The organism is Nocardia sp. NPDC005366, from assembly GCF_040606855.1.
Lineage (GTDB): Bacteria > Actinomycetota > Actinomycetes > Mycobacteriales > Mycobacteriaceae > Nocardia.
The window spans coordinates 33822-47659 of sequence record NZ_JBEXFQ010000036.1; the positions used below are offsets into that span (position 1 = coordinate 33822).

The following is a 13838-nucleotide window of genomic DNA, read 5'->3' on the forward strand; positions in this document are numbered from 1 at the left end:
AGCGAGGCAAGGGTCAACGCAACAGCAGGTGTACAGGTGGCGACGTGCGTCCGGACATCGCCGTGACCTGCGCGAACATATCGCCACTAGCATCGACGGGGTGTGTGGGCGCAAGTACGCGGTGACGATCATCGGCGGCCTGGTGACGGTCGCGGTCGCGGTCGCGGCGCTGTGGCCGGTCTACGTTCGCCCGCGGACCGACCGGCCCGCCCCCGCCGACGCGATTCTTGTTCTCGGCGGCGCCCACGACGGACGCGAACAACTCGGCCTGCGCCTCGCCCGCGAGGGGTACGCCCCGCGCGTGCTGTTCTCCGATCCGTACGAGTACAGCACGAGGATGAACCGGATCTGCCATGGCGGCTACAGCTTCGAGGTGATCTGCTTCGATCCGTCACCGCGTACCACCCGCGGCGAAGGCAGGGAATTGGCTCGCCGCGCCCGCGCGCAGAACTGGCAGCGCGTCATCGTCGTCACCTTCACCCCGCATATCTCGCGGGCCCGCTACGTCCTCGGGAAATGCTGGTCGGGTGAACTGCTGTTCGTCGATCCCGCCCCGCGTCTGTCCATTTCGCGGTGGGCCTATGACTACGCCTATCAGTCCGTTGGCTACGCGAAGGCGTTCTTCGAGGACTGTTAGTCGCTGTCGTCGCTGCTCGGAGGTAACTGCGGGCGTATGGCTTCAGTTTGATTTCGCTGCGAGACGGTCTTAGATTGGGTCATGTTGGCGAGTAGCCAACAGCGGTGCACTGTGGCATACCCCTCCGGGAGGGCAGATGGATTACGACTGGTCAGCGGCTGATCTGGCCTTCCGAGACGAGGTTCGCGCCTTCCTCGACGCGAAGCTGACGCCGGAGCTGCGGCGGGCGGGGCGGCTGGCGACGAGCGTCTACCCGGACCACGAGGCCAGCATGGAATGGCAGCACCGTCTGCACGAGCGTGGCTGGGCCGCGCCCGCGTGGCCGGTCGAGCACGGTGGATGCGACTGGAGCCTCACCCAGCATTACATCTTCGGCCGCGAATCGACCCTCGCCGGTGCGCCGACGCTGTCGCCGATGGGTATCAAGATGGTGGCCCCCGCCATCATCGCCTTCGGGACGCCGGAGCAGAAGAGCTACTATCTGCCGCGCATCCTGACCGGCGAGATCTTCTTCTGCCAGGGATATTCGGAGCCGGAGGCCGGTTCCGACCTTGCCGCGCTCTCGATGGCCGCGGTCGATGACGGCGACGATTTCCTCTGCACCGGCAGCAAGATCTGGACCACCCACGCGACCGAGGCAAACTGGATCTTCTGTCTGGTGCGCACCTCGCGCGAGGGCAAGAAGCAGCAGGGCATCACCTTCCTGCTCATCGATATGACCACGCCGGGTATCGAGGTCAGGCCGCTGGTGATGACCTCGGGCGAAGAAGTACAGAACCAGGTCTTCTTCGACAACGTGCGGGTGCCCAAGAGCAATGTGCTCGGCCAGATCGACCACGGCTGGACCGTCGCGAAATATCTGCTCGTCCACGAGCGCGGCGGCGCGGTCGCGCCGATGCTGCAGACGATGGCCAAGGGGCTGGCCGACGCCGCGGCGGAACAGACCGGCCCCGACGGTAACCCGCTCATCGACGACCCGGCCTTCTCCGCGCGACTGGCCGACGCCAGGATTCGCACCGAAGTGCTCGAAATCCTGGAGTACCGGACTGTGTCCGCGATGGCACAGGGCAAAGATCCCGGCCCGGCATCCTCGATGCTCAAAGTCATCGCGACCGAATTGAGCCAGCAGCTCACCGAACTCGCGCTGATCGCGGCCGGACCGCGCGGCCGGGTCTACCAGCCGCACGCCACCGCGCCCGGCGGCCCCGTCACCGAATTCACCCCGCCCGCCGATGGTTACCGCAGTGGCGCGGAATGGCAGGCGGTCGCGCCACTGCGCTATTTCAACGATCGCGCGGGTTCGATCTACGCGGGCAGCAACGAAATTCAGCGAAATATCCTCGCCAAGGCAGCATTGGGGCTCTGATGGACTTCACACTCACCAAGGAGCAGGAACTCCTGCGCGACGCGGTCGCCGGATTCCTCGGCGCGCGATACGACCTGGAGAAGAGCCGCACCGCCGCGAAATCCGCCGAGGGCTGGCAGCCGTCGGTGTGGCGCGGTTTCGCCGACGAACTGGGAATTCTCGGCGCGACACTGCCCGAACGGGTCGACGGGATGGGCGGCGGACCCGTTGAATTGATGGTCATCGCCGAGGAACTCGGCCGGGCGCTGGTCGTCGAGCCGTTCGTGGACACGGTCGTCGTCGGCGCGGGTCTGCTCGAACGGTCCGGCGGCGACCGGGCCGAGGAGGTCCTGCGCCGGATCGTTTCGGGCGACGCGCGGACCGCCTTCGCCCTACTCGAACCGACCTCGGGCCAGACCCCGCACGATATCGGCACCACCGCTCGTCGCGACGGCGATTCGTGGGTGATCGACGGCGCGAAGATCGTGGTGACGAGTGCGCCGCTGGCGACGCATCTCATCATCGCGGCTCGCACCGCCGGGCAGCGGCGTGACCGGGACGGAATCTCGCTGTTCCTCACCGAATTCGACGCGGTTCGCCCGCCCGCGGGGGTCGAGGCGCACTCCTACCGGACGATCGACGACCGCGTCGGATCCGACCTGACCTTCACCGGTCTGCGGCTGCCCGCCGACGCGCTGCTCGGCGGCGAAGGCACGGCCTGGGATGTCATCGACGCGACGACCGACGAGGCCATCGCGGCGATCGCCGCGGAATCGGTCGGCTGCATGCGAAAGGTTCTCGCCGACACCATCGACTACGCCAAACAGCGTCAGCAGTTCGGGGTGCCGATCGGCAGCTTCCAGGTGTTGCAGCACCGGATGGTCGATATGTACATGGAACTCGAACAGTCTATCGCGGCCGTCTATCTCGCGATCCACTCGCTCGGCGCGGCCCCGGCCGACCGGGCGAGGTCGATTTCGGCGGCGAAGGTCACCGTCGCCCGTGCGGCCCGATTCATCGGCCAGAACGCCGTTCAATTGCACGGCGCGATGGGAATGACGGAGGAATTGGCGATCGGTCACTATTTCAAGCGGCTGACCGTCATCGAGAGCGAATTCGGTTCCAGCGATTACCATCTCGCGCGCTACGCGGCGCTGACCAGGCCCTGATCCCTACCGATACGAGAAGGGCCGCGGCCGGAAAGGTCGCGGCCCTCGCTCGTGTCTAGGACGCGTTCCTGGCTACGGCGATATGGCGTGCCCGTGGCGGCAGCGCCCGCATCCCCGATTTCACCATCGTCGCGTAGGCGGCCGTCGCGGCGCGATCTCCCCGGCGAAGCGGAACTCCGAGCAGTTCACGGGTGCGCTCGTGCAGCATCGTTCGCACCGCGAAATCCGGGACGGTCTTCGGCAGCCAGGCGTCCGGGCGCAGCAGTTCCGGTGCGAGGCGGTCGCTGTCCGGGCTCGGCGCCAATTCGTTAGCGCACATATCGGCCAGGTATTCGGTGAATTCGGGCCAGGTATCCGGCATATGACGGGCCGAGATGCCGTATCGCGCATACCAGTCGCGGCACTGGCCGTAGAGAGTTTCCTTGTCCGCGTCTGTGAGCGGGTGCGCGAACATCTCCACCGCGGTGACCAGACTGTCGACATAGGTCGCGTGCTGGAAGAAGAACAATTTGGGGTCGAGGGCGTGGTATCGCCTACCTCTGCTGTCGAGGCCGTGGACGATTTCGTGCCCGTACCGAATCGTCGCACGCGGGCTCCTCGAGCCGTAGGCGAGGTGGATCATCTGCGTGACGGCGCGTTGCTTGTGGTACCACAGTCTCGTCGACGTGTGCGCGGTGATACCCGCGGCGATCGATGGGTGCAGGATCTGCAAACCCACCGCGCGGGGTAGCGCCAGGATGAAACGCCGGTCCCCGAGGTAGCGGCCGAGCAGCGAATTCGGGTCGAGACCGTGTTCGGTCATTCGCGGATCCTCATCGATCGTTGCGTGTGCGTCGGCGTCACCGTCGGGCGCTGTGCGGCAGGGCGGAACGCACCTGGTAGGTGTCGATGTATTCAGAAGCCTGCGGCTTCCCGCCTTGAGTGTATGAGAGATATTACATTTCATTCTCTCATTACGTCAATACTCCAAGATCGACTGCGCCGGGACGCCGTCGACGGAGCAGGTCGGGGCGGTGAGGCGGGGCGGGGCGCGGGTCGGCGGGAAAACGGATCGGCGGAAAAACGGATCGGCCCGGATTCGCAATGCGAATCCGGGCCGAACCGTGTTGGTTACCTGCCGCTTAGGATCTGTCGCTCAGTTCTTGCGACCCGGCGCCTTGGCTCCGGACTTGAATCCCAGACCGCCGGGCTTGGCGGTCGGCGGAGCGACCGGCGGGGTGCCGTTGCTCGACTCCGGTTGTTCTGGAGTCGCCTCGGCTGTCGCGACGGAGTTCTCCGGTTCGGGATCGGCCGCGGGAGCGGGTTCGGCCGGTGCCGCGGTGGGCTCGGCCGGAGCCGGGGCAGCCGCGCCGGGTGCTTTCGGACCGGGACGCTTGAACCCGGACTTCATGGCAAGACCCTTGGCGGCGACCGTCGGCTTGATCTCGGCGGGTGACGAAGCCGATTCGGCGGCAGCCGGTTCCGGTGCGGGGGATTCGGTAGGAGCCGATTCCGCGGGGGCGGCAGGCGCTTTCGCGCCGGGAGCCTTGGCCGCGCCCTTCATGGCGAGCCCGCCACCCGGCGCCTTGGCGCCACCCTTCATCCCGAGACCCTTGACGGGCGCAGCGGCGGGAGTCTCGGGCGCCTGCGCGGATTCGGCAGGTGCGGATTCGGCGGCGGGAGCCTTGGCTCCGGGTGCCTTGGCCGCACCCTTCATCCCGAGCCCACCGCCGGGCGCCTTCGCGGCGCCCTTCATGCCAAGACCCTTGGCCGGCGCGGGGGCTTCGGCGGGTGCCGCCTCGGCCTTCGCACCGGGCGCTTTGGCCGCGCCTTTCATGCCGAGCCCGCCGGGGGCCTTGCCGCCGCCCTTCATACCGAGCCCGCCGCCGGGAGCCTTGCCGCCGCCCTTCATCGCGAGGCCGTTGGCCGCAGGGGCCGCCGTCGCAGGGGCCGCTGTCGTCGCTGTCGTCGCTGTCGCCGCCGTAGGAGCCTCGACCGCTTCGGCGACAGGTTCCGCTTCGGCCGGTTCCGGCTCGGCTTCGGGCTTGGGCTCCTGGATGACCACGAGGTTCTCGGTGAGCGTCGCCGCTTCGACGCGTTCGATCGAATCCAGCATGAGCTGGGCGACGTCGACGACCTCGACGCCTTCGCCTTCGCCCTTCTCCTGGCGCGCGGTGACGCCGTCGGTGAGCATCACGCGGCAGAACGGGCAGCCGGTGGCGATCTTCTGGGGCGAGGTGGACAGTGCCTCGTCGACGCGGTCGATATTGATGCGTTTGCCGAGTTGTTCTTCCATCCACATGCGCGCGCCGCCCGCACCACAGCACATCGAGCGTTCGCCGTGGCGCGGCATCTCCACCAGGGTGGAGCCCGACGCGGCCATCAGTTCACGCGGCGCGTTGTAGACCTTGTTGTGACGGCCGAGATAGCACGGGTCGTGATAGGTCACGTTCTGGGTGACCGAGGCGACCGGAATCAGCTTCTTCTGCCGCACCAGGCGGTTGAGCAGCTGCGTGTGATGCACCACCTCGTAGGTGCCGCCCACCTGCGGATATTCGTTGTTCAGCGCGTTGAAGCAGTGTGCGCAGGTGACGACGATCTTCTTCCTGCTCTGCTCGACGCCCTCGAAAACCGAATTCAGCACCTCGATGTTCTGCGCGGCGAGCTGCTGGAACAGGAATTCGTTACCGGCGCGGCGCGCGGAGTCGCCTGTGCAGGTCTCCTCCGCGCCGAGCACCATGAACTTGGTGCCCGCGGTGGCGAGGAGTTCGGCGACCGCTTTGGTGGTCTTCTTGGCCCGGTCCTCGTACGCGCCCGCACAACCGACCCAGAACAGGTACTCGTACCCGTCGAAGGAATCAGCGTCCTTGCCGAAGACCGGGATCTGGAAATCCATCTCGTTGATCCAGTTGAGCCGGTCCTTGGAGTTCTGTCCCCACGGATTGCCCTTGTTCTCCAGGTTCTTGAACAGACCGGCGAGCTCGGACGGGAACTCCGATTCGATCAGCACCTGGTAGCGGCGCATATCGATGATGTGGTCGACATGTTCGATATCGACCGGGCACTGCTCGACGCACGCGCCGCAGGTGGTGCAGGACCACAGCACTTCGGGATCGATGATGCCGCCGATATCCTCGCCGCCGACCAGCGGGCGCTCGGCCTCGGCGCGGGCGGCCTCGGAGATCTTGGCCAGTTTCGCCTCGTCGGGTTTGCCTTCGGCGTCCACCAGACCGATCTCGTCGCCGCCCGCGTCCTTGCGCCCGCCCGCGAGCAGATACGGGGCCTTGGCGTAACCGTGGTCGCGCAGCGACATGATCAGCAGTTTCGGCGAAAGCGGTTTGCCGGTATTCCAGGCCGGGCACTGCGACTGGCAGCGACCGCATTCGGTACAGGTGGTGAAGTCGAGGATGCCCTTCCAGGAGAAATCCTCGAACTTGCCCGCGCCGAGGGTGTCGGTATCGGGGTCGACATTCTCCATGTCGAGCGCCTTGCCGTTCGACATCATCGGCTTGGCGGTGCCGAGCGCGACACCGCCGGTGTCCTCGCGCTTGAAGTAGATGTTCGGGAACGCCGCGAACCGGTGCCATGCCACACCCCACGTGAGGTTGCGGCCGACCAGCAGCAGGAACAGGCTGCCCGACATCAGCTTGACGAAGGCGAAGACCGCGACGAGTACCGCACTCTCCGGCAGGATCTTCGCGACCTGCATGGTGAAGAAGTCGGTGGCCGCGTTCGAGTGGTGGTAGGTGGCGATCTTGCCGGCCTTCACCAGGATCATGCCGAGGCCCTCGATGAGGACGATCGACTCGATCACGTACGCGGGACCGAACTTGGAACCGCTGAAACGCGAAAGACGCTCGGGCACCCGCGGGTGGTTCAACTGGCGAATGACGATCAGCGTCACGATGCCGACCACGGTTCCGATGCCGAGGATCTCGTCCCACAGGTGGTAGATCGCCCAGTCGCCGAAGATCGGCCAATGGAATTCGGGATCGAAAGTCTGGCCGTATGCCTCGAAGAACAGGATGAAGCCGCCGAGGAAGCCGATCATCACGAGCCAGTGCGCCCAGCCGACGGTCCGGAATTTGTTCATTCGAGTGTGGGCGAGGAACTCGATCAACATCTGCTTGAGGCGCGGGAAGAACGGCCGCCAACGATCCGGCGCCGACTGTCCGACCATGATGGTGCGCGCGATGTTGCGGACGCCGCCGAAGAACGACGCCCAACACAGGAGGCTGAGCGCCGCCCCAATCGTGCCCAGCGTCAGTGTCAGGGCATTCATGTCGCGACCTTTCTCTAGAGGCAACACGAGTGGTCGAGGTCGGCGAGGTCGCCGACTCGGTTGCGTCGTATCGTAACCGCCAGTAAGTTACTCACCAGTAACTAACATGGTCTATCGTACGATCGGAATTTAGTCGTTATCCCCGTACGCTGGGGCTTGACCCGGAATTTACCTGTGTGGAATCTCACAGGAAGCCGCGTGGATGCTGCGTGCGCGCAGGGGAGTGACGCCGTGAAGTGTGGGGGCATGTCCTCGATCGGTAAGGGCACACTTACTATCACTGGCGGGTAACGGATCTCGCATCTCGGGACGTATTCGACTAGGCTCAGCTCGTTCTGTTTGCTGTGCTCGTTTTCACACTGCTCGGGGAGAATTCGATAGGGCCGACCACCTGTCGGATTGAATGAGCTCTCGCGTGGCGGAAACGAGTGGCGACAACTCTGATGATGGATTGGAAAACCGAATGAACCTCCGCAGGACCACCGCGGCGGCCACGCTGGTCATCGGCGCGATGACCGTGGGTATCGGCACATCGCACGCCGACCCCGCCCCGGCGCCCGCCGCTGAACAAGGCATCAACTACTCCGTCAAGTTGGTGGACAAGACCGTCGTCGCGACACTTCGTGGGGGAACTTTCGCGCTGACCCAGAAGGACGGCGCGACACCCGAGGCGCCGAAGGTCAGCGTCGTCGACGTCAAGGACGACAAGGGCAACGTCGTCATCACCCTGCCGATGGAGTTCGACGCGGCGGGTACCGAGATTCCGGTCAAGTCGGAACTCAAGAAGGACGGCACCGTCCTCGAGGTCACCCCGGAGAAGCCCGCTGGTCTGCGGCTCGACACTCCGGTCGCCGCCAAGCCGGTTTCCGCCCAGCCGATCGCCTCGGCCACCGAGAACCAGCGCGCGCAGAACGACTTCGCCAGCAAGTTCGGCATCGGCACCGCCATCGGCGGCTTCGTCGGTACGGCTGTCGGCGCGATCATCGGCTGCGTCGTCACCATCGTCGCGGGCTGTGTGCCGGGTCTGGTGACCGGCGCCGGCGTCGGCGGCATCCTCGGCACCATCGCCATCGGCGGACCGACCCTGGTCGCCGCGGGCGTCGAGCTCATCAACGTCATGCAGGCCGAGGCGGACACCACGCAGTGGTCCGACAAGAAGCCTGCTGCTCAGCCTGCCGCTCCGGTCGAGGCTCCCAAGTAATCTCGAACACTCTCCGCCCGATCGGCCCGTTCCCCCTTGGGGACGGGCCGATCGGCATTTGTGCCCGGCCGTCTGTCGATGGCCGGCTAATCGAACGACACGGTGCCGCGGAACGCGGACTCTCCTTGCGGATTGCCGAATCTGCCGAAGGAGCGTTCCGCTATTTCGAATGTCCCGTTCTCGCGCACGAGTAGCACCGTGCTCGCCCTGGTTCCGTGCACCGGATGCGCGACGAATCTGGCCGAAAGCGCGCGTTCGTTCTCCAGCGGAACCCCGGTGTGCGGTAACAACTCGTCGGGCGCCTGGACCGGATCGGACAGCACGTCGAAATAATCGTCCAGTGAATCCGGTGCGGATTCGACGACCTTGCGCAGACCGGCCAGGCCGTGGCGCACTTTCGGCCATATGGCCTGCGGCGCCTCCGGTTCGGACGCGGGGCCGGGGCGGGCCGAGGTGGCGAAGGTTCCGTTGCACAGGCCGTGGAAGCCGGGCGTCAGTTCGCGGGGCGGGGCCGCGCTGCGGTTGGAATGCCACCACAGCTGTTCCAGATCAGAGACCACCACGTTGTATCCGTTGTAGTCGTCCGGGCCCGCAGCGACGTCGACAACGTACTTTTCGGGGCCGGGGAGGTTCCGATCGGCGGCGCCGCGCAGAAAGTTCATGAGCAGCTCGCCCCGGGAGCGGGCGTCGGCGCGTTCGTCGTTCGGATTGCGCACATTGGTGACCGCGGCGAACCGGCCGTCCCGCTCGTTCAGACCGAGCCAGGTGCCGGGCGGGTCCCCCTCGGATCTGCCGCGCGCGCCGATATCGCGACCGGCCAGCAGGCCGGGCACCTCGGTCCAGCGCTGCATGGACTCGGTCGGCCGGGTGTAGTACTCGTCCCGATTGGCCGCGACGATCAGCCGGTACTCCGGGTGCGCACGCCAACCGATCAACACCAAACACATGCGATCCAGAATGCCCCACCGTTGCCGGGTCGGCACCGGATCGCATGCCGTTCGGGCCGCGTAAGGGCAGTGGAATCCTGCCGTGGAACAGCGAAAAGGCCGGTAGCGCGGCTACCGGCCTTTGTCGTCTACGGGTCAGTTGGTGCGGATTCGCAGCCCCGGATTGTCCGAGAGCACCACGCTGACCGGCTGTGCGAACAGCTGCGGCACATCGCCGGTGAGGGCTCCGATCAGATTCGGGATCGCGCAGACCGGGTAATCGGCCACCGACGAGGCGCTGGCGATGCCGACGGCGAGCCGGCCGGTCACGACCGCGCCGCCGCTGTCACCCGGCAGAGCGCAGATATTGGCGGAGAAGCTCTGGGTGAGTTCCCGGTCGCCGACGAGCACGGTCTGGTCGACGGCGTTGATCACACCGCAGCTGAATCCGGTTCGCGTACCCGATTTGCACACCGGAGCGCCGACCACGGGGGTGGCGACACCCTCGATCAGGATCGGGGCAGCGCCGCTCACCCGGACGCCGTTATTGGCGAAGCGATCCTTGACCTGATCGTTGATGCGCACGATCGAGTAGTCCTGCGACCCGAGCACCGACTTCTGGAAGACGCCCAGCTGGCCGCCGATCCGTTCGCCGTTCACCAGTTCGTGCACGGCCGAGGCGTGATCGGTGCCCGCGGAGGCGAGATCGGGGTTGCAATGGCCCGCGGTGATGTTGACGACATTGCCCGAGCGATCGGTGCCGTTGAAGCCCAACGAGCAGCGCAGCGAGCTGCGACCGGCCACCGAGGCGAAGCCGTCGCCACCGGCGAGCGCGCCGTTGTTGACCTCGCCCGCGATCTCACTCGCCTGCGGGAGCTCCTCGCCCGCGATCGGAGGGGCCATCACGATGACCCGGGCCGGATCGATGAAGCCGGGCAGCGGCAGCCCCGCCTGGTCGACCCTGACCGCGATGCTGTTGTTGACGGTGTCGACCACGGCGCCGCGCACCAGGGTCGAAATCGCCTCGGGCTGGCCGTCGAGCCAGCGCTCGAACGCGGTCTTCTCGCCGCGCAGCGTGGCCTCGCTCTTGGCCACGTTGCGCACCTCGAAACCTGCCGATTGCGCGGCCTTGTGGGCTTCGTCGGCGCCGGGACCCTGGGCAACGGCCACGATCGCCTTGCCCGAATCATCGAGCCACGATCCCGCGAAAACCTGCGGGTACTGACGCTGTGCGGTGGTGGCGAAGGTGGCGATCTGCTGCGCCAGGTCGGCGCGGCGCATGTACTCGTCGGGGGAGATCTTCAGATCGCGCGTGACCGCAGCGACCAACTCCGCGGGCAGACCCGGCGCTTCGGACGGTTCGGCGTTCACCACTGCCGCTGTCGGTCCGAACAGCATGATCGCCGCGGAGGCCGCGACGACTGTCTTCTTGACGCTGGTCCGTCGCACAGCAGATCGGAACTGGCCTAAACGTGGCAGCAAGAGCATGCCCAGACTATATGGGTTCGCGACTGGTATCACTACTCATCCCAAGGTGCGGTTATGCCGGACACGGACTCGGTCGACCCCGGGCCCGGCGATCGTCATGTGTTCTGTGTCACTCGTTGTTCGGTTTGGTGCGTACGGTGATTCCGCTCCCGACTCCGCCACCGGCATTCGCGTCGATATCGGCGAGAATGGCGCGGATCGGGATGCCGAGCGAGGCGGTGCCGCCGTAGGGGGCGAGCTGGGTGTTCGCCTCGGTGCAGTTGGGGGCGTCGGCCGCGTTGGAACCGCTGGTGATGCCGAGCGCCAGCGTGCCCGTGACGATCGCGCCGCCGCTGTCGCCGCCGAGCGTGCAGGCGGAGCTGGCGAATCCGCGCACCGTCTTGCTCTCACCCTCGGACGTGTACAGCTGGGTCTCGACCCGATCCGCCACCACGAAACCACAGGTGAAGGTGGACGACTGCCCGGACTTGCAGATGGGCGCGCCGGTCACCGGTTCGGCGGTGCCGGTGATGGCGAGCGTGGTGCCGTTGGCGCCGCGCACCGAGGGCTGGTCCATGCCCGCGCCGACGGCGCGGTCGTTCAGCCGGATCACCGAGTAGTCCAGCCCGGACTGGCCGCCCAGTTCCGCCGCGACGAAGGTGCCCACCTCGGGGCTGTTCGGAATGTCCTTGACATTCGGCAGGTACACCGCGGCCCGCTGGTTGCCCTTGCTCAGATTCGGATCGCAGTGCCCGGCACTGATATTCAGCGCGTTACCGGACGCGTCGACGCTGTTGAAGCCGAACGAGCAGACATCGACGCCCCTGAGCGAGGTGTCGTGCAGCGACGTCGGCGCGCTGATGTAGGTGTCGCCGCCCATCGGACGCCGCTCGACCGGCCCGCCGCCGCCCGGCGACAGGATGACCTTCACATTGGCGATCAGGGTCGGCAGATTCAGCACGTGGCCCGCCGGGGTGTTGGCGATGCTGAGCACGAGCTGGCTGTTGAGGATGTCGATGGCCACCGAGTTGATGGCCTCGGACAGATCGCGCGGCAGCGTCGCGATCCACTGGTTCACCTGGGTCAGCGAATGTTCCAGGTTGTTCGCCGACACCGCGGCGAGCCTGGTCTGGTAGCCGTCCGCCGTGGCGATCCGCGCGGCGTCGGGAGAGGTGACCGCGACGACGGGTTTGCCGTCGGCGCCGATCCACGCGCCCGCGAACGTGTCGGGTCGCTGGGAACGGAAATCGCGCGCGTAGCGTCCGAGCTCCTGCGCCCGGGCGGCACGATCCAGATATTCCTGGGGCGTGAGATTCAGGTCGCGCGAGATCGCCTGGACGAGTTCGGCGGGCAATGAGTCGGCGGGCAGTTGTTCCGGTGCTTCCGCCGAAGCGGTACCGATACCGAGCAAGGGTGCGAGGAGAACAGTCGTGGCGACTCCGATCGAGGCTGCCTTGACTGCGGCGCGACGCGCCACCAACTTGCGCATGAAGTCCCTTCGTCGGCACTGATGTGCCAGCTAAATCTATGGGCCAGGGCAGATTCCGTTGGCGCACAGTCCTCGTCCAGCATCGCACCGGTGTTGCGCGCAGTCGCGGCAACACCGGTCAGCGCACCACTTTAGGGCACAAACCGTTGGCAGGCGTCACTAAATCAACGGATAGGTGGGATCTCTGCGGTGAACGTGGGTGGCGTCCAATCCGAGTCGGTCGGCATCCACGCGGGCGGAGTCGGGAACCACGGGCGTGTCGTCGTACGCCTGGCCGTCGTGCGACTGGGGGTGGTGCTCGATGGGGTCGTCGTCGGTTCGGGCGTGGTCGTCGTCGGTTCCGGCGGTGGTGGGGTCGACTGCGGTTCGGGTTCGAGGGAGCTGGTGATGACGATCGACGGCTCGGCGGGCGGCAACTGCGCGACCGATTGCGGCGCAGGAGGCGGCGGGGCGGTCGTCGACTGGTCGGACTGGTCGCGCACCGGGGGCGGTTCGGTCGTGGCTTCACCGCGTAAGAGGACAGCGACCCCGAGCCCGCCCAGTGCCAGGCCGAACAGCACGGCCACCGCGATCAGCAGCGGCGTGCGCCGTTGATTCGGCGTGGCGGGGGCGGGGGGCGCCGCGGGCGGCGTGGTATCGGTGAGCGCGGTACCGGTGAGCACCTCGGTGGCAGGCGGCGCGGCGGCCGGTATGGCCTGGGAGTAGGCCTGCAGTTGCGCGCCCGCCGTGGCGACCGCCGGAATCACGTCGGTCTTCACCGTCGAGTTCTCGGAATTGCCCGGATCGGGCGGCGTCGCGCCCGCCGGGGTGGCCAGCACGGCGGCCAGCGCCGCGCGGGCGGCGTCGTAGGCGAAGGATTTGCCGGGCTCGGCGGTGTCGATCGCGGGCAAGTCGGCCTCGCTGACCAGCACCACCGAACGCAGACCGAGATAGTCCAGCGCCTCGCGCGAGGACTGCACAATGGCCGGGGACCATGCCCCGGGATGCGTCGCGTAGAACTCGGCGGGGCCGCTCAGGAATTCGGTGGTCTGGTTGATGAGGCAGAACAGCGCGGTGGCGAAGAGATCCTCGGCGCGGTACGCCTCGCCGTCGTCGACCGAGAGTCCGGCGGGGTTGCCCACCGCGGCGACGAATCCGGTGATCGAATGAGAACCGGGCGGCGCGTCACCGCCGAGGACGGTATCCCCGTCATCGGCCATGTGCAGGATCGACGTACGGACGACGTACTTCAGCTCACCGGCGTCGGTGACGATCGCCGCCGTGCACTCGTCCTCGGCGATCCGCAGGCCCACCCCAGTGGCCATCCCAAATTCCTCGCTTCGACGTCGTCCGGCAGCGCCGGT

10 protein-coding genes are annotated in these 13838 nt (G+C 66.7%); 4 read left to right on the forward strand and 6 right to left on the reverse strand.

Annotated features, from left to right (window positions below; translation table 11 throughout):
* The first annotated feature begins 100 nt into the window (after window positions 1-100).
* From ABZS43_RS30660 to ABZS43_RS30670, 3 genes are all read left to right on the forward strand, one after another.
* Window positions 101-637, forward strand: coding sequence for a YdcF family protein (locus ABZS43_RS30660; RefSeq protein ID WP_355039469.1), 537 nt, complete (start codon window positions 101-103; stop codon window positions 635-637).
* A 136-nt stretch (window positions 638-773) separates the two neighbouring features.
* Window positions 774-2003: an acyl-CoA dehydrogenase family protein gene (locus ABZS43_RS30665; protein WP_355039470.1), complete on the forward strand. Its 1230-nt coding sequence runs from the start codon at window positions 774-776 to the stop codon at window positions 2001-2003.
* The gene (locus ABZS43_RS30670; RefSeq protein WP_355039471.1) at window positions 2003-3151 is read left to right on the forward strand and encodes an acyl-CoA dehydrogenase family protein; all 1149 of its coding nucleotides are present in this window, start codon (window positions 2003-2005) and stop codon (window positions 3149-3151) included. The genes ABZS43_RS30665 and ABZS43_RS30670 overlap by 1 nt, the downstream gene beginning before the upstream one ends.
* A gap of 55 nt (window positions 3152-3206) precedes the next feature.
* Here the strand turns inward: ABZS43_RS30670 and ABZS43_RS30675 are convergent, their stop codons facing one another.
* Complete coding sequence (locus ABZS43_RS30675; RefSeq protein WP_355039472.1) at window positions 3207-3953, reverse strand: oxygenase MpaB family protein; 747 nt, start codon at window positions 3951-3953, stop codon at window positions 3207-3209.
* 333 nt (window positions 3954-4286) lie between these two features.
* On the reverse strand, window positions 4287-7412 hold the full coding sequence (locus ABZS43_RS30680) for a (Fe-S)-binding protein (protein ID WP_355039473.1): 3126 nt from the start codon (window positions 7410-7412) through the stop codon (window positions 4287-4289).
* Between the two features lie 463 nt (window positions 7413-7875).
* Between ABZS43_RS30680 and ABZS43_RS30685 the strand changes: the two genes are divergently transcribed.
* Window positions 7876-8613 (forward strand): hypothetical protein, encoded by a 738-nt coding sequence (locus ABZS43_RS30685; protein WP_355039474.1) that lies wholly within the window; start codon window positions 7876-7878, stop codon window positions 8611-8613.
* Between the two features lie 86 nt (window positions 8614-8699).
* Here the strand turns inward: ABZS43_RS30685 and ABZS43_RS30690 are convergent, their stop codons facing one another.
* The 4 genes from ABZS43_RS30690 to ABZS43_RS30705 all read right to left on the reverse strand — a co-directional run bounded on the left by ABZS43_RS30690 (window position 8700) and on the right by ABZS43_RS30705 (window position 13799).
* The gene (locus ABZS43_RS30690; protein ID WP_355039475.1) at window positions 8700-9560 is read right to left on the reverse strand and encodes an NRDE family protein; all 861 of its coding nucleotides are present in this window, start codon (window positions 9558-9560) and stop codon (window positions 8700-8702) included.
* 135 nt (window positions 9561-9695) lie between these two features.
* The gene (locus ABZS43_RS30695; RefSeq protein ID WP_355039496.1) at window positions 9696-10937 is read right to left on the reverse strand and encodes a S1 family peptidase; all 1242 of its coding nucleotides are present in this window, start codon (window positions 10935-10937) and stop codon (window positions 9696-9698) included.
* 199 nt (window positions 10938-11136) lie between these two features.
* Window positions 11137-12495 (reverse strand): S1 family peptidase, encoded by a 1359-nt coding sequence (locus ABZS43_RS30700; protein ID WP_355039476.1) that lies wholly within the window; start codon window positions 12493-12495, stop codon window positions 11137-11139.
* Between the two features lie 164 nt (window positions 12496-12659).
* Window positions 12660-13799, reverse strand: a complete 1140-nt coding sequence (locus ABZS43_RS30705; RefSeq protein ID WP_355039477.1) for a hypothetical protein — start codon at window positions 13797-13799, stop codon at window positions 12660-12662.
* Window positions 13800-13838: the final 39 nt, after the last annotated feature.

Bases quoted from the DNA above. Each gene is read 5' to 3' on its own strand.
- ABZS43_RS30705 (WP_355039477.1), bottom strand. From the start codon at position 13,799: ATGGCCACTGGGGTGGGCCTGCGGATCGCCGAGGACGAGTGCACGGCG.
- ABZS43_RS30670 (WP_355039471.1), top strand. From the start codon at position 2,003: ATGGACTTCACACTCACCAAGGAGCAGGAACTCCTGCGCGACGCGGTC.
- ABZS43_RS30685 (WP_355039474.1), top strand. From the start codon at position 7,876: ATGAACCTCCGCAGGACCACCGCGGCGGCCACGCTGGTCATCGGCGCG.
- ABZS43_RS30665 (WP_355039470.1), top strand. From the start codon at position 774: ATGGATTACGACTGGTCAGCGGCTGATCTGGCCTTCCGAGACGAGGTT.
- ABZS43_RS30680 (WP_355039473.1), bottom strand. From the start codon at position 7,412: ATGAATGCCCTGACACTGACGCTGGGCACGATTGGGGCGGCGCTCAGC.
- ABZS43_RS30675 (WP_355039472.1), bottom strand. From the start codon at position 3,953: ATGACCGAACACGGTCTCGACCCGAATTCGCTGCTCGGCCGCTACCTC.
- ABZS43_RS30700 (WP_355039476.1), bottom strand. From the start codon at position 12,495: ATGCGCAAGTTGGTGGCGCGTCGCGCCGCAGTCAAGGCAGCCTCGATC.
- ABZS43_RS30695 (WP_355039496.1), bottom strand. From the start codon at position 10,937: ATGCTGTTCGGACCGACAGCGGCAGTGGTGAACGCCGAACCGTCCGAA.
- ABZS43_RS30690 (WP_355039475.1), bottom strand. From the start codon at position 9,560: ATGTGTTTGGTGTTGATCGGTTGGCGTGCGCACCCGGAGTACCGGCTG.